Source organism: Roseobacter sp. HKCCA0434 (assembly GCF_032464675.1).
Taxonomy (GTDB): Bacteria; Pseudomonadota; Alphaproteobacteria; order Rhodobacterales; family Rhodobacteraceae; genus Pontivivens.
In genome coordinates this window covers 1-19,644 of record NZ_JAWDKL010000003.1, presented here as the reverse complement: position 1 = coordinate 19,644, position 19,644 = coordinate 1, and the positions used below count along the sequence as shown (strand labels likewise).

Annotated in this window: 16 protein-coding genes and 3 pseudogenes; 5 read left to right on the top strand and 14 right to left on the bottom strand. The window is 63.0% G+C overall.

Features of this window, described 5'->3' with window-relative positions; translation table 11 throughout:
* Positions 1–69: 69 nt before the first annotated feature.
* A complete protein-coding gene (locus RX333_RS03240; protein ID WP_316013482.1) occupies positions 70–1,710 on the top strand; it encodes an alpha/beta fold hydrolase in 1,641 nt (546 codons plus the stop codon).
* A gap of 144 nt (positions 1,711–1,854) precedes the next feature.
* Here RX333_RS03240 and RX333_RS03235 read toward each other — a convergent pair whose 3' ends face one another.
* The 6 genes from RX333_RS03235 to RX333_RS03210 all read right to left on the bottom strand — a co-directional run bounded on the left by RX333_RS03235 (position 1,855) and on the right by RX333_RS03210 (position 8,411).
* Positions 1,855–2,457, bottom strand: a complete 603-nt coding sequence (locus RX333_RS03235; protein ID WP_316013481.1) for an Isoquinoline 1-oxidoreductase subunit — start codon at positions 2,455–2,457, stop codon at positions 1,855–1,857.
* A gap of 13 nt (positions 2,458–2,470) precedes the next feature.
* Entirely contained in the window at positions 2,471–4,651 is a 2,181-nt protein-coding gene (locus RX333_RS03230; protein WP_316013480.1) for a xanthine dehydrogenase family protein molybdopterin-binding subunit, read from the bottom strand.
* Between the two features lie 3 nt (positions 4,652–4,654).
* Positions 4,655–5,116 (bottom strand): (2Fe-2S)-binding protein, encoded by a 462-nt coding sequence (locus tag RX333_RS03225; protein WP_316013479.1) that lies wholly within the window; start codon positions 5,114–5,116, stop codon positions 4,655–4,657.
* A gap of 393 nt (positions 5,117–5,509) precedes the next feature.
* The gene (locus tag RX333_RS03220) at positions 5,510–5,779 is read right to left on the bottom strand and encodes a hypothetical protein (protein ID WP_316013478.1); all 270 of its coding nucleotides are present in this window, start codon (positions 5,777–5,779) and stop codon (positions 5,510–5,512) included.
* A gap of 634 nt (positions 5,780–6,413) precedes the next feature.
* Positions 6,414–7,076 (bottom strand): hypothetical protein, encoded by a 663-nt coding sequence (locus tag RX333_RS03215; protein ID WP_316013477.1) that lies wholly within the window; start codon positions 7,074–7,076, stop codon positions 6,414–6,416.
* 288 nt (positions 7,077–7,364) lie between these two features.
* Positions 7,365–8,411, bottom strand: coding sequence for a YeeE/YedE family protein (locus RX333_RS03210; RefSeq protein WP_316013476.1), 1,047 nt, complete (start codon positions 8,409–8,411; stop codon positions 7,365–7,367).
* A 291-nt stretch (positions 8,412–8,702) separates the two neighbouring features.
* On the opposite strand from RX333_RS03210, the gene RX333_RS03205 reads away from it, so the two are divergent.
* Entirely contained in the window at positions 8,703–9,671 is a 969-nt protein-coding gene (locus RX333_RS03205; RefSeq protein WP_316013475.1) for an SDR family oxidoreductase, read from the top strand.
* A gap of 307 nt (positions 9,672–9,978) precedes the next feature.
* Here RX333_RS03205 and RX333_RS03200 read toward each other — a convergent pair.
* Positions 9,979–11,197 (bottom strand): annotated as a pseudogene (locus tag RX333_RS03200) (IS3 family transposase).
* Positions 11,198–11,242: 45 nt separating this feature from the next.
* Here RX333_RS03200 and RX333_RS03195 point away from each other — a divergent pair.
* A pseudogene (locus tag RX333_RS03195) lies at positions 11,243–11,532 on the top strand (integrase core domain-containing protein); the annotation flags it as partial.
* Positions 11,533–11,864: 332 nt separating this feature from the next.
* Here RX333_RS03195 and RX333_RS03190 read toward each other — a convergent pair.
* The 6 genes from RX333_RS03190 to RX333_RS03165 all read right to left on the bottom strand — a co-directional run bounded on the left by RX333_RS03190 (position 11,865) and on the right by RX333_RS03165 (position 17,627).
* Positions 11,865–12,344, bottom strand: coding sequence for a roadblock/LC7 domain-containing protein (locus RX333_RS03190; RefSeq protein ID WP_316013474.1), 480 nt, complete (start codon positions 12,342–12,344; stop codon positions 11,865–11,867).
* Between the two features lie 615 nt (positions 12,345–12,959).
* Entirely contained in the window at positions 12,960–13,595 is a 636-nt protein-coding gene (locus RX333_RS03185) for an aspartate/glutamate racemase family protein (protein ID WP_316013473.1), read from the bottom strand.
* Complete coding sequence (locus RX333_RS03180; protein WP_316013472.1) at positions 13,592–14,422, bottom strand: ABC transporter permease; 831 nt, start codon at positions 14,420–14,422, stop codon at positions 13,592–13,594. Before RX333_RS03180 ends, RX333_RS03185 begins: the two co-directional genes overlap by 4 nt.
* 2 nt (positions 14,423–14,424) lie before the next feature.
* Positions 14,425–15,273, bottom strand: coding sequence for an ABC transporter permease (locus RX333_RS03175; RefSeq protein WP_316013471.1), 849 nt, complete (start codon positions 15,271–15,273; stop codon positions 14,425–14,427).
* Positions 15,274–15,333: 60 nt separating this feature from the next.
* Entirely contained in the window at positions 15,334–16,599 is a 1,266-nt protein-coding gene (locus RX333_RS03170) for a PotD/PotF family extracellular solute-binding protein (protein ID WP_316013603.1), read from the bottom strand.
* A gap of 44 nt (positions 16,600–16,643) precedes the next feature.
* Entirely contained in the window at positions 16,644–17,627 is a 984-nt protein-coding gene (locus RX333_RS03165; RefSeq protein ID WP_316013470.1) for an ABC transporter ATP-binding protein, read from the bottom strand.
* Between the two features lie 235 nt (positions 17,628–17,862).
* Between RX333_RS03165 and RX333_RS03160 the strand changes: the two genes are divergently transcribed.
* Together RX333_RS03160 and RX333_RS03155 are read left to right on the top strand one after the other, a co-directional pair.
* Positions 17,863–18,573 (top strand): GntR family transcriptional regulator, encoded by a 711-nt coding sequence (locus RX333_RS03160; protein ID WP_316013602.1) that lies wholly within the window; start codon positions 17,863–17,865, stop codon positions 18,571–18,573.
* A 276-nt stretch (positions 18,574–18,849) separates the two neighbouring features.
* A pseudogene (locus RX333_RS03155) lies at positions 18,850–18,987 on the top strand (IS3 family transposase); the annotation flags it as partial.
* Positions 18,988–19,048: 61 nt separating this feature from the next.
* Here RX333_RS03155 and RX333_RS03150 read toward each other — a convergent pair.
* A partial coding sequence (locus RX333_RS03150) for a DDE-type integrase/transposase/recombinase (protein ID WP_316013469.1) occupies positions 19,049–19,644 on the bottom strand: 596 nt, incomplete at its 5' end.

Below are 19,644 nucleotides of genomic sequence, written 5' to 3'. Positions count from 1 at the left end.
TCTTTGCCTATCGGTGCCACGCCGCGTTATTCTGGACGTGCGTGTAGCGCAGATGGGGCGCCGACGAAGATGGCCAAGGAATTGCAGGTCCGCCTGCTCGATATGCTCGACCAGTCCTATGCGGCCGCCGAGGAAGATGCCGCGTTCGACGGTTTCCGAGAGGCTGCGGCGGCGCTGATGGACGATCTGCGGTCCGAGGACCTGCACGAAGGCGTCGACGGTGCGCTCGGACGCCATGTGGAGCGGATCGCGCGCATGGCTCGGACACGTCTGCAGTCCGGCCCCGAGGCGGATGCCTTCGCCGTGCTGGATGTCGGCCCGCAGAGTCTGGTGCCGGTGAACGCGGCCGCGCAGCAGCTGTTCGCGACGGCAAACCCCGAGTTGATCGACAAGAGCGAACGGCATGATCTCGATGCGGTGGCCCGTGGCCAGAAGCCGAGCGCCGTGGTCCGCCTCTACGATCCACGCGGCGACGGAACCATCACGGGGATCGCGCGTCGCCTCCCGCAAGGCGGGGTCCGCATATCGCTCGCGAATATCGCATGGACACCCGCCCTGATCGCCGAGGTCGGGGGCGTCATGGACCTGACGGGTCGCGAGCTGACGATCCTCGAAGGGCTCGTCTCCGGTCTGACGCAAAGCCAGATCGCCGCACGCGACGACAGATCGGTCGAGACGGTGAAGGCCCAGTGCAAGACCATCCTGCGCAAGAGCGGCTGTCGCAACATGGCCGAAGCAATCCAGCTGGCCCATGCATTGGGATATCTGCACGTGGCCGACGCCAGCGCGGTCGAGCCGCCGGCCCCGGAGGACACGGTCCTGATCGGCGGTCGTCGCGTGGCTTGGCGGCGCTACGGCGCATTGCGCGGAATGCCCGTGATCCTTCATCACGCACATATTCGCGGCCCGTACCTGACGGGCGCATTTTCCTTCGCGCTCGCCAAGGCCGGGATCACGGTTTATGCGCCTTCGCGGCCCGGTTACGGGAACAGCGATCCCGCTCCAGACGGCGCCGACTATCACGAAACGGCGGCGCGTGATGTCGTCGCGCTCGTGGATCATCTGCAGCTCGGCAGCGGCATTACCTTGATGGCGTTCCACGGCGGGTCGATCGCCGCCTGTCATGCGCAGCGTGCCTTGGGCGCGCGCGCGACCGGGCTGCTTCTGGTGGCGGGCCAGCTCCCGATCCATTTCAAGGATCAGGACGCGAGGCTGCACCCGTCGCTGCGCATCGCGAGACGCGCTTTGAACAACCTGCCGCAGGTGCTGGTGCTGCTGGCAAGGCTGTCCTTCGCGCGGCATCGCGGCGCGGACGGGGCCGCGCGGTATTACAGGGAGCTGCTGGCCGAGTGTCCGGCGGATGTCGCGGCGCTCGACGATCCGGAAATGCTGAACCTGCTGGTTCAGGGGGGGCAGCACGCCCAAGGGCTGGCGACGGCCTCCATGATCGCGGATGCGCAGGCGAACGCGTCGGACTGGAGCGACCTCTTCGCGGATGTCTCCTGTGAAGTGCGCATGATCCTCGGCTCGATGGACAGCGTCACCAAGCCGGATCTGGTCCGGCGCTGGGCGACCCGACGCTCCAACCTGCCAATAGACATCGTCGAAGGCGCAGGGGCGTTGATCCTGATGACCCATTGGCAGGCGATCCTGCCGGTTCTGCTGGACATGTGCCGGACCGGTCGCGCGACGCTCGACCTTCACGGATAATGCCTAGGCTTTAACCCCTCAGGGGGACGCGCGGAATGCCCGCACAGGTCAGAACCGAACACAGCGGGGCAACCCGCGAGGGTCGAAGCGGGTGCATCGGTTGCCCCATCACTTTTCTGAGTGCCCGCTTCGACCCGTTTTCGATCAACTCGGGCAGGAGGCCCCGGCCTCGATCCAAGCCTCGGTGAGGTCGCCGAAGATTTCCTGAGAGCCCGGCGCGGGCGTGCGCCCTTCGCCGGGATGCCAGGCCCAGCCGACCAGGCCGTCCTCCGCGTTATGTTCGAGGATTTCCGCCAGCGTGCGGTCGCCGTTGCGCTCGGGATCCTTTAGCTGCGCGCAGATTTCCGCGTTGCTCAGTCCGATCCAGCCGGTCGAGAGCGGGGCAAGATGCCACGGATCGTGTCCGGGGATGGAGCCTTCGGCCCCGGTATAGGCGACATTCTCGGTCGAATGGCAGGTCGTGCACTCCATACCGACCGCACCGTGATCGTCCTCGCCACGCACGACATGCGGCTGGTGCAGCGCCATGTCGTCGCCCTGCCGGGGAATGTTGTCGACGGGATGGCAGTTCAGGCACCGCGGATGGGTGATGACCTTGGCCATCTCGTCGAACAGGGCGGCGGCCCGAGACGCGTCGTCCTCGATGTCCGAGAAGACCTCGGGACCGGAGAGCTCGGTCGCGAGATCCTGTGCCGCGACGGGCGTGGCAAGGACCAGAAGGGCCAGGGCGGCGGAGCGGATCGTCATGGGGCTCATCTCCTCAAACGACATTGGCACGGAAGGGCAGTCGGCGGGGCAGGTCGCCGGTCAGCGACCGCCACGCATTGGCCACCGCCGGTGCGATCGGCGGCGTGCCGGGCTCACCCACGCCCGTCGGATCGGCCTCGCTCTCGATGATCGAGACCTCGATCTGCGGCATCTGCGGAAGGGCGAGCAGGCGATAGGTGTCGAAATTTCGCTGCTGGACCAGACCGCCTTCGCCCAGCGTCACCTCGTTGTAGAGGGTGGTGCCGAGGCCGAAGCCGATGCCGCCTTCCATCTGCGCCTTCACAACGTCGGGCGTGACCGCCACGCCGCAATCCACGGCGCACCAGACGCGCGTGACGTGGGGCATGCCGTCGCGATCCTCGACCTCGGCGATCTGTGCCACGAAACTGCCGAACGACCGCTGCAGGGCCACGCCGAGGCGCCGATCGCCGGTCCCGGCACCGGACCAGTTCGCCATCTCGGCCACCCGCTCCAGCACGGCGCGATCCCGCCCGCGATCCGACTTGATGAGGTCGAGACGGCCCTGCACCGGGTCCTTGCCCCCGGCGAGCAGCAACTCGTCCAGGAACGTCTCCGTCGCATAGGCCGTATGCGTGTGTCCGACCGAGCGCCACCACAGCACCGGCACCGGGTTCGACATCTGCGCCCAGCTCAGCCGGTTTGCCGGCCAGTCGTAGGGCATGTCGTTCGAGCCTTCATAGGCCGTGGCGTCCAGCCCGTTCTGCATCACCATCGGCTCGAAGGCCGTGCCGGCCACGATGGACTGGTTGGCGATCGTGTTGTCCCAGCCGACGATATTGCCTTCGGCATCCAGACCGCCGCGCAGCCGGTGGACAGTGAGCGGGCGGTAGTAGCCCGCCGTCATGTCGTCCTCGCGGGTCCACATCAGCTTGTAGGCCCCAGGTCCCGCCGCAGCCGCGACCTCGGCCAGTTCCCGTTCGAAATGGTTGGTCGGGGTTCCGCGCCGACCGAAACTGCCGCCGGCGAACATGGTGTTCACGGTCAGCGCGTCGGGCGCGATGCCGAGGGCGTCGGCCATCACGGGCTCGGCGATGGTGGGGATCTGGATGCCCGACCAGATCTCCGCTGCGCCGTCGCGGAACTCGATCACGCCGTCGAGCGGCTCGAGCGCGGCATGGGCGAGATAGGGAAAGACATATTCCGCTTCGATCACCTGGTCCGCGCCGTCGAGCGCGGCGTCCACGTCACCAGCGTTCTCGGCCACCTTGGCCGGCGCGCGGGCCGCCTGCGTGAATTCCTCGATGATCTCCTCGGTCGAGCGGGTTTCGGCGGCACTCTCGTCCCACTCGATGACCAGCGCATCGCGCCCCTTGAGCGCCGAAAACGTGTCATCGGCATAGACCGCGATCCCGGAGGAGACGGGGTGGACGGCGCGCACGCCTGCGACCGCCAGCGCATAGGTCGCGTCATGCGAGGCGACCGTCGCTCCGAATTTCGGAGGATGAGCGACGGCAACGGTCTGCATTCCCTCGCGGTAGACGTCGATCGAGAAGGTCGCAGAGCCGTTCGTCTTGGCGCGCGCGTCCAGCCGCTCGACCCTGTCGCCGCCGATCAGGGTGAAATCCTTTGGGTCCTTCAGCGTGACGTCGATGGGCACGGGGCTGGCCGCCGCGGCTTCAGCGAGCTCCCCGAACGTGGCGGAGTTGCCGCTGTCGGCATGGCTGACCACGCCCTTCTCCACGGTGATGCCGTCGGGCAGCACACCCCAGCGATCCGCCGCGGCGGAAACCAGCATCGCACGCGCTGCGGCTCCGGCCTGACGCATCGTCATGTAGCTGTTGGACAGGCCGGTCGATCCGCCCGTGCCCTGGACGCCGAAGGCCGTGTTCACATAGACGACCGGGTCCGAGGGTGCCTGCTCCGCCCGCATCTGCGACCAGTCCGCGTCCATCTCCTCGGCTACGAGGATCGGCAGACCGGTATTCGCGCCCTGTCCGATCTCGATATGTTTAACGAGGACGGTGACGGTATTGTCGGGCGCTACGCGAATGAAGGCATTGGGCGCGAACTGCCCGTCCACCATCTGCTCGGGCGCATCCTGTGCGCGCAGTTTCCCGGCGAGGTGCAGGCCGAGGACCAGCCCGGCCGAGCCGGTCAGGAACGTGCGGCGGGTGGGGCGCGGGGCGAAGGCGGCCTTGAAGGTAGGGTGCATGGCTCAGGCCTCCAGGCTGTCGGATGCCTGGCGGATCGCCTGGCGGATGCGGGCATAGGTGGCGCAACGGCAGAGATTTCCGGCCATCGCGAGGTCGATCTCCTCGTCCGTCGGTTTGGGATTCGCCTCCAGCAACGCGGTCGCGGTGACGACCTGCCCGGACTGGCAGTAGCCGCATTGCGGAACGTTGATCTCGACCCATGCGGCCTGCACCGCCTGTGCCTCAGGGCTGTCGAGGGCCTCGATCGTCTCGACCCGCGCGCCCTCCAAGCTTCCCACGGGCGTGACGCAGGCGCGGCGCGTTGTGCCGTCGAGCTTGACGGTGCAGGCCCCGCATTGCGCGATGCCGCAGCCGAACTTCGTCCCCGTCAGCCGCAAGTGGTCGCGCAAGGCCCACAGCAGCGGCATCTCGGGATCGACATCGAGGGAGACCGGCTCTCCATTCACGGTGAAACTGATGGCCATCGGACGGCTCCTATCGCTGGCTGACATGGCGGGCGGCTTGGCGAGCCTGCGGAAGGCTGGCGCTTCCTGTCGAGTTAGGCCGAGTTGAGGACCTGTCGAGATCGACGCGGGGCAGTGGCGGTTGGGAGGAGGTGCAGCGCCAGGCTGTCCAAGTCTCTCCGAAGTCAGTGGAAGCCGCGCGCCTTGAGTATGATGCGCACTTGGGCGGGTGTCGCGACGCTTGTCCAGGCAAGGGGCGCAGCACTTCGTCCGCCTTGGCGATGGCGGTCGGCATAGTTTCGCGCGACAGCCGGTCGAACGCATCGCTCCGGTTTTCGAGATGATCCACGATCAAAGGGTCTATGTCGCGGTCTCGCTGGATCCGACCTTCGACATGGACGAGACGCGATCCCATCACTGCGGCGCCGTAGCGCTCCATCCGTTTGGCCAGATGACGAGATTGGTGACGCCGCACTCGTCGTCGATGGTCATGAAGCGCACGTCCTTCGCGCTGCGGGGCTCCTGCCTCACGAGCACAAGGCCCGCGATCTGAACGCGCTCTCCGTTCATGCAGCGTGACAGGGTTTCGGTCGAGATAAGGTCCTGGGCAGCCAGGTCCCACAGCGCGGCACGTCGGTCGAGAGCGAGGGAACCGAACCCGTCGGCCGCCGCCAACCGCCGCATCGCACCGGGATCGATCCGGGCGGGTGACTTCAGATCGTCGAGATCGCAATAGCGCGTGTCGCGCGCCGCCAGCAGTGAGCGGCAACGTCCTCGCGCATTCCTCCATCTGGCGCAAACCCAACCTGACGGCGAAGCGGGCCGCCCCGACCGGCACCAGCTTATTGTCCCAGTCGCTGAAGTTCACGCCCATGGCGTGCATTTCCATGCTCGTGCACGTCCCGGACGATCTGCGCGGGCGCATGGAACCTCATCGGCCGCGAATTCAGCAGGGCAGCGCAGAACACGTCGGGGTAGTGGCACTTGATCCAGCTGGAGATGTAGGCGAGAGGCGCGAAGCTCGCCGCGTGGCTTTCGGGAAAGCCGGACTTCCCGAACCCTTCGATTTGGGAAAAAGCAGCGCTCGGCGAAGACGAGATCGTAGCCGCGCTCGACCATCTTGGCCTTTGAGCGCCCACCAGTCTCCTGGACCGGAAGGTGGCCATCGCCTTGCGCAGCTTGTTGGCCTCGGCAGGGGCATAGCGCGCGCATGTCCACGACGCTTTCATCGGACCCGATGCCGATCCTCGCAGCCGCGCGGTTCGGCGCGTAAGCGACCGGCCCATGCGCCCCTTCCGCGGCCAGCGCCATCGGTCCGTCAGGGGCGGGCGAGCTCGTCTGCGCGGCGATCCTCTCCCACCGCTCCATCGGCAGCGAGAGAAGAAAAACGGAGACGATCCGCTGCCCGGTCATGGAGCACCATCCAGATGCCGGGTGGCCTCGTTCGCGATCGGAACAGCTCCACCCGCCAACAGGGATCACCGGGCGCCGCGGGATCGTTCGGGTTCGCGATAGATGGCAGAGAGCCGATGCGAAACCGATTGCGGGCCGCGCTGATGGACGTCCGGGCGTTGTGGCGGATCAATATGCAGGGGACCTTGCGCGCCTGTGACCTCAGGGCCAGCCGTTTGGTCGCGGTGAAGCTCAACTCTCTGGGCTCGCCCCACAATTCCCCCAGGACGGCGCCGGGACCGGAACTGTTCAACCCGTCCTCCATCGCTTGAAGGACGCCTGTCGCATTCGCGGGCATGCAATGCAGCACATGCCGCAAGAGATATGTCCTTCCCGCCTCCCGCGCGGACATCCGGTCGTAGACCCAAAGAATCGGCCCGTGGATGCTCGGCAGGCTGGCCAGAAGGAAGCCGAACGCCGCGGCATCCTGAGGCGTGGTCGTGAACACGTCGGAAAATCCTTGATCCACAAGGGGATGGTGATTGCGATCCGATCGGGGTGCCTGGGGAAATTGGATGATGCTGTTCATACACGGGGCGGGCCAAGCTAGAATGTTCTTTATTTGTTCTAGCATGTATTCGCTTCGACGCCAATCGCGCCTCCGCCTCCGTCCGGTCGGGAGGACCGCGAAGGCGAGTGCTATTTGCTCAATCCGCGACAAGAAATCGCGTACAGGTCGATGGGATTTTCCGAAGGTCGATTCACGCCGTTGACAGGGCTCGAATCAAATCTGCCGACAGCGTGGATCGCTGTCGGCAGAGATGTCGCATTCATAGGCCCGATCTTGCAACCGGAACGCCGGGGATGCGCGGCGGGATCAGGCGGTCGCCGGAACGGCCCTGCGTGTCCAGTTCAGGTTGCCCGCGGCCCACCCGCCCAGCGCGATGCTGACGAGGGCGAGGATCGCCGCGATGCTGCCGGTCGCGACACCGGACAGGCCCGCCCCGACGGTGCAGCCTCCGGCGAGAACGCCGCCGAAACCCATCATCATGCCACCCGCGACATAGCGCAGCGTCTGGCCGGCCGTCTCGAAGCTCTCCAACCGCAATTCCCGACGGATCGTGGCACTCAGGAAACTACCCGCGAGCACGCCTCCGACGAAGCCGACGCCGAACCCGGCCGGGGTGGCCGTCGAGGCGATCGTCCAGAACAGTGTGTCGCTCCATGTCGAGGTGAATGCCGCGCTCTGCACGGGCATCGGATCGAACTCGTCGAGCAGCAGGACACTCGTCGCGGCCCAGCCTCCGATCGCGACCAGTCCGATCGCAATGCCGAAAACCACGTTGAGGACTCCGGGACGTGTCCGCCACACCAGGACACCCGCGGCCAGGATCACGGGCACCGCGAACAGGGCGATCCCGAACGGAGTTTGTGCAACTGCGGCCAGCGGGAAATCGACGGTCATCGCGCTGAGGTTCACGCGCACGGGTGCGACGATCCCCTTGAGCGTCGCATGGGCCGTCACGGCAAATGCCAGCAGCACGACGAGAGCCCGCAGATTGCCGGTCGCCGAAAGCACGGTCAGTCGCGAGGCGCATCCGCGTGTCAGAACCATGCCGACGCCGAATGCCAGACCCCCCAGGATGATCGCCGTTACCGGAATTTCCGAGGACAAGAAGCGATGCCCGCCCAGGTCGACGAGTCCGGTCGCGGAGAGGATCCCGAACCCCGCGATCGCCGTCGCGAGTGCCGAAAGCCAGACCGCCGCGGCGGATCCCCGCTCCTCGACGGGTCCGGCCACCGCACGGCGCAGACAGAAACGCGATGCCTGCGCGGCGATGCCGAAAACCAGGCCAAGCACGAGCCCGGCGATCAGGTGCAGGCTCCGCGCTTCGAGCCCGAAATCGTACATTTCCAACAACATCACGTCTCTCCTACTGACAGGCCATTGGCTTAGGTGAGGATCGCATCACGAATTGTCAAAATGGCGTTCGAGACTGAAATTCGCCTTCCTGCTCCAACCGAGATCGATCGTTTCGACGGATGCCGATGACGCAGGTCCTTCCGCCCGGTCAGCGAGGGTTAGACCGCATCGGCCTTCTTATTTTCGGAGTGGTTCAAATCGTCCGACGCCTCCCATCGGATGGTGCGACAAAGCGCACGGCACCGATCCCGCTCGTGAGGCGTTCATTTCGCAAGTCACGAGGAGCAGGACATGAACGGAACAGGTAGGGTCGCGATCATCGCGGGAGGAACGGCGGGGGTCGGACGCGCCGTCGTCGAGAGCCTATTGGCAGACGGCTGGCATGTCGGGGTGATCGCGCGCGGCCAGGATCGCCTCACCACGCTGGACGCGGAACACGACAATGTGGCCGTCGCCAGAGCGGATGTCAGCGATGCATCGGCACTCGACGCGGCGGCGGACGATCTGGTCGCACGGCTCGGACGCCCGGATGTTTGGGTCAACTGCGCGATGCTGACCAGCTTCTCGCCCTTTCTCGAAACCGAGGTGGAGGAATTCGAGGCCATCGTCGCCACCACCTTCCTCGGTCAGGTGAACGGAACCCGAGCCGCCCTGCGCCTGATGGGGCCGACCGGCCGCATCGTGAATGTCGGCTCAGGCCTCAGCTATCGCGCGGTGCCGTTCCAGGCGGCCTACTGCGCCGCGAAACACGCGATCAACGGGTTCACATCCGCGGTGAGATCCGAGCTGATCCGCTCCGGTCGCGAGGTGACGCTCAGCCTCGTCCAGCTTCCAGCGATCAACACGCCGCAATTCGACTGGGCCCGCAACCGCCTCGAAATGAAACCGCAACCCGCACCGCCGATCTATGCGCCCCAGGTGGCGGCGAAGGCCGTGCTGCGCGCCATCGAGAAGGGCGAGCGCGAGCTGCTGGTCGGCGGTTCGGTCCTGAAACTGCTCTTCGGCGACATGGCTTTGCCCGCATGGCTCGACCGGAAGCTGGCCAAGGACGGGGCCGAAATGCAGAAAAGCGGTGAGCCCGAGCCCGGCGGGCGCGAGGATAATCTGTTCACACCTGCCGAGCATGCCGGCACTGCGCATGGTCGCTTCTCCGACCGTGCCAAGGATGAGGGGTTGATCGTGGACGGGGATCTGGCACGCAAACTCGTCTTCGGAGGCGGTGCTGTTGCGCTGGTCGTATTGGGAATGATCATCGGATGACGTGGTCCGAAGCGGCAGTTGTGTCGCTGAGTAACCGGTTCGGGCGGATTGCGTGCTGCATCAGTTCGCCCGGTTCCAACGACCACTCGGTCGAGCACTCGTCACCCGTAAAATGCCCGGTCGAGCATGCAGGCACAGGACAGCTCAAGGCTCCTGAGCCGGGTCCAAACAGGACCTATATCCAGAACCGGAAGGCTCGTTCGACGATGTCTTGATGTCGATTCCAGCGCAGTTCTACATTTGCTTTGCCTCACAGCAGGGGTTTGGCCCATGATCAGGGATGCAGGACTAAATAGCCTCGAGTCTCTTAGACGCCCTCATGTCTCAGTTTCTGCTGCCTCTCGAACTCGACAGGCGACAGCGTTCCGTTTCGCGCGTGCTTGCGCCTTGGATTGTAGAACATCTCGATGTAGTCGAACACGTCCCGCAGCGCTTCTTGTTGGGTTCGGTAGGTGCGGCGCCTGATCCTCTCGCGCTTGAGGGGGGTTGAAGAAGTTCTCGGCAACGGCGTTGTCGTGGCAATTGCCGCGTCGGCTCATGGAATGCTCGAGGTTGTGGGCTTTCAGGAAAGCGGCCCAATCCATGCTTGTGAACTGGCTGCCCTGATCCGCGTGGATCAGCACCTCAGCCTTCGGATTCATTCGCCATGTGGCCGTGAGCAGAGCCTGGAGCACGACGTCGGTCGTCTGGCGTGACCGCATGCACCATCCGACCACCCGCCGAGAAAACAGGTCGATTACGACAGCGAGGCAAGCGAAGCCCTTCTGCGTCCGTATGCAGGTGATATCGGTCACACAGACCTTGTCAGGAGCCTCCACGTCGAAATGCCGATCCATGGTGTTGTCGACCACGACCGAGGGTTTGCCGCCATACTTCCCGGGGCGGCGCTTGCAGCCGATCTGTGCCGTGATCCCGGCCAGCCTGGTCACGCGGGCAACACGGTTCGGACGAGCGCTTTCGCCCTGATCGAGAAGATCGTCGTGAAGCTTGCCCCTCTCGGGATCTTGCTTTGCAAGACCCTGCCGGACAAGGGGTGCCCATAGACCTTGCGGCTTTCGACCGAGGCCTCCTTCAGCAGTTCGGTCTGACGAGCGTCTTCCTGTGCGCGCTTGCTGAGCGGGGCCTTCACCCACGCATAAAAGCGGCTCCGCTGGATGCGCAGGCACCGGCACATCGCCCTGACGAAGAACTGCCCACTATGCTCGGCCACGAACGCGTATCTCACCTTGCATCCCTGGCGAAATACGCATCGTCATTGTCGCTTGGACCAATGGCGCGTCAATGACGACCCTTTTAAGGATATCACGCTTCTCCGAAACCCGCGCCAGCTCCTTCTTCAGACGCCGGATCTCGGCGTCTTTCTCCGCCTCTCCCAAGGACGCCTTCGCGAACTTCTTCTTCCAAGCGTAGAGCGAACACGCGCTGCCCCCCAAACGCTCCGACACTTCCCTGACCGGGTAGCCCCGCTCTGTGATCTGCGCGACCGCGTCCTGCTTGAACTCATCGCTGAACTTGCTGCTGCTCATCATGGCCTCCTTGCCTCAAAAACCAGCGAAGAAGGCGCCCACGATGCGCGGGGCTATTCAGTGGACTTCTCACGGCCCGGAAAGCCGATGGACAACGGGTTTATCCACTGCCCGGTAGAGCATCGCGCAGCGATGCCCCGAGAGGGGAGGCCTTCAACAGCAAACTTCGGTCCGAATGCCTGAGCGCCCACTGGTTCGTGTGCCTCGCCGACGCACGCGAAAAGCTGGAGGATTGGCGTCGACACTACAACGAGGACCGACCCCACAGCGTGATCGGATACAACGTTCCGATTGCAATGCATTATCCCGATGGCGTCACCAGCCCGTCGTCCTGAGACAGCCGGAAAAATCCAGCTTGCGGCAATCCAGCGTTCCGTAGCGGCGCAAAGAAGCCGGGAACTCCAGGTTCAGCCGTCCAAAGATGGGGATCGGAGCAGCCGAAAGGCGGCTACAGGGCGAGAGTGGTTGAGAAAAGGGTTGGTATCTTCTCCTGCGAGATGATGTCCCTTGGGATGGAGATGTGGCCTTTGCATCCCCCCCGGGCTGCAAGGATCTCCAAAGCCGGTCATCGAACATCCCGCAGGAGAAGACCAATACCGGGGCCGCAGGTCTCCGAGCAGCCCCGGATCGGGTTCGGCCAGAATCCTGACCTTGAAGTGAGTTGGGGTCAGGCGGTGACCGACTCTTCCGCGATGCGAAGGCCACGACGCGCCATCGCGAGGTTCGCGTTCGCGCGGTCGAGGGCGAGATAGATGAAGATCATCGGGCTGATCGCGAGCGGCCTGATGAGATGGTACTGCCCATCGAGCGTGATCAGGATGTCCTCGATCTTGTCATTCAATCCGAGTTCGCGGATCGCACGTTGTTTCGCCTTGACGACTTCGGTGTTTGCCGCCGCGGCGACCTCAAGGTCGAGGTTGGAGCCGCCGATGGACGCCATCATCATGCCCGACTCCGCATCCACGATGCAGGCTCCGAGAAATCCTTGCAGGTTTTCGAGGGATGAAATCTCTTCGTTCTTCACTTTTCGTTTTCCTTCGTTGCTATCGGACGCGAGCGACGGTTCCTTGCGCGATCCTCCATTGCGCTGGGATGTCGGTAATTTCGCTTCCGGAATTGGCTTCGTAGCTTTCCTGAACAGTCTCATGCGGACCCCTTACGCCACCCTCTTTCGGTCCACTGGAAAGAGGTGTCACCCGCTAGCCGCTCATACCCAGCCGCCTCAATCGAATGCGTCGGCTGCAAAACTGCTAACAGTTAGAACAGTTAGGCGGTCCAACGGTGGCCGATTTGTGGCCGAAACCTCCCGGAATTTGGGCTTTTTCTCAACTCAAGGATCACCACAGACAACCTGGGATTGACTGTTGGCATCGACCCCAAAGGGGTTCATCTTCTCCAGCGATCGGAATCTGGCGCCAATCGAGAACGGTTTAAGAAGCGAAAGACAACCAAGCCTGATTTGTTACGGCAGTAGGCTTGGACACAGCGGATAGGACCCGTAAGATGATCTCTCATCATATCGACAGACCCGTATACTGGGTTGGTGCACTCGCGAGCTGTCGTCACCCGCCGGAGATTTGGCTTTAGTCGACCCTCGTCGTGCGATCTCGCGAAGGCGAGCTATCAAGCATCAACCAAATCTATCGGCTTGATAGCGAAAAACCGATATGCTGGCGGCATTTCGCTTACGGGCGTCCCCGTCGAAAACGTGTTGATCGCACGCTGCAGATGGAGTTTCGCGAAGCTGTGTACGACCCCGCCGTTACAAAAGGACCCGGCAGAGCCGTGCCGCCGCGCTGACACCGTCAATGACGTTAAGGCCTGATTGTCTGGCGATCTCGTCAGCAATCGAGACAGTTGCAGAGCATCCCAGAATAACGTTCGCCACATTGTCCGGAAGGGCCTCGATCGCTGACAGAAATTGGACGAGGGCGCGTTGCGGATCGGCTGCGAGCGACAGGACCGGGACCTGCGCTGCCACGACCCCGACGATGTCGGCCCCTTGACCATAGGCCTGAATATTTGCCCGGATCTGAGGGATCGCGGCCTCGACGGTCGTGATCACGGCTGTAGGCCTTCCGAGCAAAGCGGCATAGGCATAGCTGGCCTGACCGATGCCAATCACCGGACAGGCCACGCGAGTCCGTGCCTCGGCTAATCCGGTATCGTCGAAGCAGGCGATGACGATAACCTGTGCCGATTGGCGATCGGCCTCCGCGACGAGGTCCAGCAGAGGCGGGATCGCGCAGGCATAATCCGCGGGGCCTTCGATCGACGCCGGTCCTTCAAGGGAGGTCCAGCCGCTGAACTCGATACCTGGCGAGACCCGGCGCGCGGCGTCAACCGCGCTTACGGTCATAGCCTCGGTCCGGTTGGGATTGATCAGGATCGCTTTCATGAAGATCCGACCGTTGCCTTGCGCCGACGGCGCGACATCAGCCAGACGGCCAGAAAGAAAAGGCCGATCACGGCCAGCGAGAATACCGTAGTCAGCGTTCCCAGCGCGAAGATCACGGGCGTCGTCACGTTGGTCGTCATGCCGAAGATTTCGAGCGGAAGCGTATTGTAGCTGCCTGCGGTCAAGAGCGTGCGCGCGAATTCGTCGTAGCTCAACGTGAAGCCAAACAGCGCGACGCCCAGCAGGGACGGAGCGATCATCGGCAATAGCACATGCGCGAACGTCTGCCAGGCCGTCGCTCCCTGGTCGCGGGCGGCTTCCTCATAGGTCTTGTCGAACCTGTTGAGCACCGCGAACATGATCAGCAGCCCGAAAGGCAGGGTCCAGGTCAGCTGACTGCCGAATCCCGAACTCGCCCAGTGTACCGGCAGGCCGAGCTGGTTGAAGATCAGGCCGACACCCAGCGAGACGAGGATAGACGGAATGACCAGCGAGGCGATGGCCAGATAGAACAGAAGCGTTGCTCCCGCGAAGCGTCTGCGAAACGCAAGTCCCGCCAGTATCGACACCACTACGGTCGTGACCATCACCATGAAGCCAAGCGCGAAGGAGCGGCGGAAGCTGCCCCAGATGTCGCCGACTGCCTGCTCCTGAAACAGGTCCCGGAACCAGTGCAGCGACACTCCGCGCATGGGAAAGGTCAACCCGCCTTGGGGGCCTTGGAAGCTGAGGATGCCGATGGTCAGGATCGGCCCGTAGAGAAACAGCACGAATAGCGCGAAGAACGCGGACAGCAGGTAGAAGCCGCGGCTGCGGGGGCCGGACATGGTCACAGCTCCTTTCGGATATCGACGAGGCGCAGCAGCAGCCCTATGACGATAAGTACGGTTACAAGAAGCAGTACCGCCGTCGCAGACGCCGAGGGGTATTGCAGCAAGCTGATGTCGTTCGAAATCAGGCGCCCGACATTGGCACGCTGGCTGCCGGACATGAATCGCACCGTGATGAAGTCCCCCATCACCAAGGTGGTCACGAAGATCGTGCCGATCATGATGCCCGGCTTGCACAGGGGCACGATGACGTGGAACAGGATCTGCCGGGCGGACGCCCCGCCATCGCGGGCGGCCTCGATCAGCGCATGGTCGATGCGCATCATGGAGTTGAAGATCGGCACCACCATGAACAGCGTGTAGAGATGGACGAAGGCCAGGATCACGCTGAAATCCGAGAACAGCAGCCAGTCCAGCGGTTCGTCTATGACCCCCCAGCTCAGCAGCGCCGAGTTGGCCAGGCCGTTGCGCCCGAGAAACGGGATCCAGGAAATCATCCGGATGATGTTCGAGGTCCAGAACGGAATCGTGCACAGCAGGAACAGCGCGATCTGCCACTTCAGAGTGCGCACCTCAAAGGCGAGGAAATAGGCGACCGTGAAACCGATCAGCAGAGTTAGCGCCCAGGTGATGAAGGTGTATTTCAGCGTATTTGCGAAGACGGTGTACGTGACAGGAGAGCGGAACAGAAATTCGTAGTTGTCGAATTGGAAGGCCGGATAGATCGACCATTCGGTCGCGCCCCAGAAACTGACGATGACGATCATGATGATCGGCGCCACCAGGAATGCGGCGAGGATCAACGCCAACGGCGCGGCCTGAACCCACGATACGAGCTGTCTGGGCATGGAAGATTTCCGTTCGAGGAAGATGGCGGGGACCATGATGCCGGCCCCCGCCGGGATGCGTCAGGAGGCGATGAACTCGTTCCACTTGCGGACCATGTACTGGTTCTCGTCCATCACCGAGTTCCAGCATGCGACCGCGCCCATCCGCTCTTCGAACGAGCCGCCGTCACGCACTTCGCCCGGTTGGGCCATGGCGTCGCCGAACGGGTTGGTGATGACGTCCGTCGCTTCTTGGCCCTCGAACCAGTAGCCCCACTCGTTCTCGCTCATGAAAGCCTTGGAGGTCTCGGGCACGGCGGAATAGTAGCCCTGACGCATCAGGAAGCCGCCGACCCAGCCGGAGAGATACCAGTTGATGTAGTCGTAGGCTGCATCGAGCTCCATGCCGCTGAGGTTCTTGGACAGGCCGATGCCACCGCCCCAGCTGCGGTAACCTTCTTCCAGCGGCTGGTAGATGCAAGGGATGCCGCGGGACTTGACCGCCGTGATCGCGGGCGACCACATCGATTGGATGACCACTTCGCCCGACGCCATCAGATTCACGCTTTCGTCGAAGCTCTTCCAGAAGGCGCGGAACTGACCGTTCTGCTTGGCCTCGGTGAAGATGGCGATGGTCTGGTCGATCTCTTCGCGGGTCATGTTGCCCTTGTCGCCATAGGTGATCTCACCCATCGACTCGCACACCATCGCCATGTCCATGATCCCGATCGAGGAAATGTCGAGGATCGACGCCTTCCCTCGGAATTCAGGGTTCAGAAGCTCGGACCAGTTGGTGATCGGACGACCGATCAGGTCCGGTCGGATGCCCAGGGTATCGGCGTTGTAGATCGTGGGCACCAGCGTCATCCAGCCGGATTCGTAATCGACAAACTCCCGGCCATCGACACCTTCGACGAAGCCGACGGTGTGCGGAGCGGTGCCCTGCGCGATTGTCGAGGTCGGGGTCAGCTTGCCGGTGCGGAAGATGCCGACGATCTTGTCGTAATTGTCGATCCGGCTGGTCTCCATCGCCTGGAGGTTGCCCGAGGGCCAGACCTTCTTGGCCACGAAATACTCGATATCGGCAATGTCGAAGCTGTCGGGCTGCGTCGCCGCACGCTGGGTGACGCTGTCGGTGTCGAGCGCGGTCATCTCTAGGTTGAAGCCCAGATCCTCACGGACCTTGTTGGCCACTTCGTTGAGGTTGGAGACGCCCGTTCCGAACTGGCGCAGGGTGATGTTGCGGGTTTCCTGGCCCCAAACCATCGGGGCGGGCAAGGCAGTCGCGGCGAGTGCGGCTCCGCCAGTCTTCAGCATTGACCTGCGGCTATAGCGAACCTTGGGTATCGTGGTCATCGGAGTAATCCTCTCTGTTGGAAGGGCGGTGCGTGTCAGGCGGAAAGGGGATGTGCGTCCCGCTCCTGCCAGGTCAGCCCCACGGTTTCGCCGAGTTCCCGTGGACTGTCGAAAAAGGCGGATGCAGGTACGGAAGCTGTCATGTCCTGCCCACCGGATGTGCGGGCGGTCACGCTGACATGCGTGCCTTGGTATTCGACGGCGGTAATCGTGCCATCGACCTGTCCGGAACCAGCCGACGCGAGCGTCGTATGATCGGAGCGCAGCGCCACCGATCCACGCGGCAGATCGATCACGTTATGCCCGCCCATGAACCGCGCGACGAAGGCGGTCCGGGGCCGATCGAAGATCTCGATTGCCGGTCCGGCCTGCTCGATCCGGGCATCGTTCATGACGATGATCTCGTCAGCCAGCGCCAGCGCCTCGTCCTGACCATGCGTGACGTGGATGAAGCTGATGCCGAGCTCTCGCTGGAGACGCTTGAGTTCGGCTCTCATCCGAATGCGCAGGAAGGGATCGAGCGCCGAAAGTGGCTCGTCCAACAGTAAAACCTGGGGTCTGGTGATCAGCGCACGTGCCAGCGCCACGCGCTGTTGTTGCCCGCCAGAGAGTTGATCGGGCCTGCGGTTGGCCATCGTCTGCAATTCCACGAGTTCGAGCATCTCCATTGCTCGCTTCTCGCGTTCCGGTCGGCTGACACCCGCCATTCGCAAACTGAAGGCGACATTGTCGCGGACATTCAGATGGGGAAACAACGCATAGCTTTGAAACATCATTGCGGTGCCGCGCCTGCTGGGCGGCAGATGCGCGATGTCCAGGTTGTCCAGGATGATTGCGCCGTCAGAGACCTCCTCGTGCCCGGCGATCATGCGCAGTGTCGAAGATTTTCCGCATCCCGACGGGCCCAACAGGCAGGCATAGCGGCCCGCGCGGAATCGATGGTCGATTGCGGCGACGGCGACGGTTTCGCCGTATCGTTTGGTCAGGGCTATGAGTTCGAGGTCGGATGGCTGCTTCATGTCGGTTCCAATGATCGCTTGACCGACCGCAGCAGAGGTTCTCGTGGATCGCCAGCGCAATCAGCCTCAAAAACGGGCGATTAGTGTCCGCTGCACGGTTTTCATGCAGTTTCCAGCGGGCCTGATCAATTTATGTACACAAAGAGTGTATACAATCTAGAATTCGATTGAGCGCAACGCGGCGCGTGCTTGCATTCGATTCGCAAACTGCCCATTACATCTGGAGGGAGTGGCGATGAAGACTTCGGGAAAGAACGTGCCGGAACGCGGGCGAGAACCGCAACGGGCGAGCGCGCGTGTCGAGGCGTCGCTAAGCTCTGCCATCCACGAGCATATGCTGCCTCCGGGAACCAAACTGAGCGAAGGCGAGCTGAGCGAGATATACGGCGTGTCGCGGACCATCGTGCGCAGTGCATTGCAGTCGCTGTCCCATTCGCAGCTTGTCGATCTCAAGGCCAATCGCGGCGCGTTCGTCGCACAGCCGACGGTTCGCGAGGCGCGGGAAGTGTTCGAAGCGAGGGCGCTGCTCGAACCGCGGACGGCACATTCAGCCGCCGCGAGAATGACCCCGGACGCCATAGCGAGGCTGGAGCGACACGTCGAAGACGAGCACACAGCCTTGGCGGCAGGAGAGTCGGGACGGGCGCTGCATCTTTCGGGCCAGTTCCACGTCGAGATCGCACGGATCGCGGACCAGACTATCATCGCAAGTCTGATCGAACAGCTGACCGCGCGATCGTCGCTCATCATCGCGATCTACTGGCGCAAGCAGAACGCGCTCTGCGAGAAACAGGCCCATCACGCGCTGATCGACGCGTTCCGGGCCAAGAACGGCGAGGATGCCGAGGAGATCATGAAGGGGCACCTGCTCGACATTCTTTCTGCATTGGACCTTCGTGAGCGACCCCGCCCCGAACCGGAGCTGAAGGCGATCCTCGGGCGATAAGATCCGGAGCGGCCTCTCGGACTATAGGCAAACAGGCTGCTTCAACTGGTTGCGTGCAGGGCCAATACCAGATTTAGACACGTAAGTTGCTATATGCTCTCCCTCGAACGGATCTGATCCGTGATCCAGCTTACCGTGATTCTAGCGGGGCTTTCCCGGCAGAACATGAGAAACTTACCCGACAGAGCCGCATGTCCCGCGTCAGCACCCTCGGGACATCTGAGTTGATTTTGTAACGGAAAGTTTCTGGCTCATCGTGACCACCAAGGTGTGAAGATGAGACAGAAACCCGGAACAGCAAAGCCAACGGCGGAGTCGATGGTGAAGGACATCCGCCGTCGCACGCGGAAGCACCATTCTGCTGAAGAGAAGATCCGCATTGTTCTGGAAGGGCTGCGCGGCGAGGACAGTGTTGAAGTGGTCCCACCTTTTCGGACAGGTTTGGAGCGTTTCTAAGGTGTATTGGGTTTAGGTTTCATGCTGCTTTCTGTTCTTCGAAGCCCGCCCAGTATGCGGCGTCGGGCGTGAGCCGATCGAGCGCGGAATGGGGCCGCTCGGTGTTGTAGAATGTCATCCAGTCCTTGATGACGCGCCGGGCCTGGAAGCCGTCGTTGATTTCTTCGAGATGGATCGCCTCCTGCTCAAGGCTCCGCCACAACCGTTCGATGAAGATGTTGTCGAGGTAACGGCCCCTCCCATCCATCGAGATGCGCACGCCTGCCTCGGTCAGCGTCGTGATCCACGCCGATCCGGTGAACTGCGATCCTTGATCCGTGTTGCATATCCCGGGCGGGCCGTATGCGACGATTGCGTCCCGCAAAGCCTCGACGCAGAAGTCTGCGTGCATCGTGTTCGACAGCCTCCAGCTCAGGAATTTGCGCGACGCCCAGTCCATGATCGCGACCAGATACAAGAACTCGTTCTTGACAGGCACGAAGGTAATGTCGGCGCCCCCGCTGCCCGGCAGGGTCATGCAACGCATGATCCCGAGAGGGAGACCTGGTTCGGGCGGTCGATCTGCATCTTCCTGAAGCAGATACGAAAAGACTGGGTGTTGCGGATGCGGCTGGC

Coding starts and splice junctions, on each gene's coding strand:
- RX333_RS03210 (WP_316013476.1), bottom strand. CDS start 8,411: ATGTTGTTGGAAATGTACGATTTCGGGCTCGAAGCGCGGAGCCTGCAC.
- RX333_RS03180 (WP_316013472.1), bottom strand. CDS start 14,422: ATGTCCGGCCCCCGCAGCCGCGGCTTCTACCTGCTGTCCGCGTTCTTC.
- RX333_RS03185 (WP_316013473.1), bottom strand. CDS start 13,595: ATGAAAGCGATCCTGATCAATCCCAACCGGACCGAGGCTATGACCGTA.
- RX333_RS03225 (WP_316013479.1), bottom strand. CDS start 5,116: ATGGCCATCAGTTTCACCGTGAATGGAGAGCCGGTCTCCCTCGATGTC.
- RX333_RS03165 (WP_316013470.1), bottom strand. CDS start 17,627: ATGAAGCAGCCATCCGACCTCGAACTCATAGCCCTGACCAAACGATAC.
- RX333_RS03215 (WP_316013477.1), bottom strand. CDS start 7,076: ATGAACAGCATCATCCAATTTCCCCAGGCACCCCGATCGGATCGCAAT.
- RX333_RS03160 (WP_316013602.1), top strand. CDS start 17,863: ATGAAGACTTCGGGAAAGAACGTGCCGGAACGCGGGCGAGAACCGCAA.
- RX333_RS03230 (WP_316013480.1), bottom strand. CDS start 4,651: ATGCACCCTACCTTCAAGGCCGCCTTCGCCCCGCGCCCCACCCGCCGC.
- RX333_RS03235 (WP_316013481.1), bottom strand. CDS start 2,457: ATGACGATCCGCTCCGCCGCCCTGGCCCTTCTGGTCCTTGCCACGCCC.
- RX333_RS03220 (WP_316013478.1), bottom strand. CDS start 5,779: ATGCGGCGGTTGGCGGCGGCCGACGGGTTCGGTTCCCTCGCTCTCGAC.
- RX333_RS03175 (WP_316013471.1), bottom strand. CDS start 15,273: ATGCCCAGACAGCTCGTATCGTGGGTTCAGGCCGCGCCGTTGGCGTTG.
- RX333_RS03190 (WP_316013474.1), bottom strand. CDS start 12,344: ATGAGACTGTTCAGGAAAGCTACGAAGCCAATTCCGGAAGCGAAATTA.
- RX333_RS03205 (WP_316013475.1), top strand. CDS start 8,703: ATGAACGGAACAGGTAGGGTCGCGATCATCGCGGGAGGAACGGCGGGG.
- RX333_RS03240 (WP_316013482.1), top strand. CDS start 70: ATGGCCAAGGAATTGCAGGTCCGCCTGCTCGATATGCTCGACCAGTCC.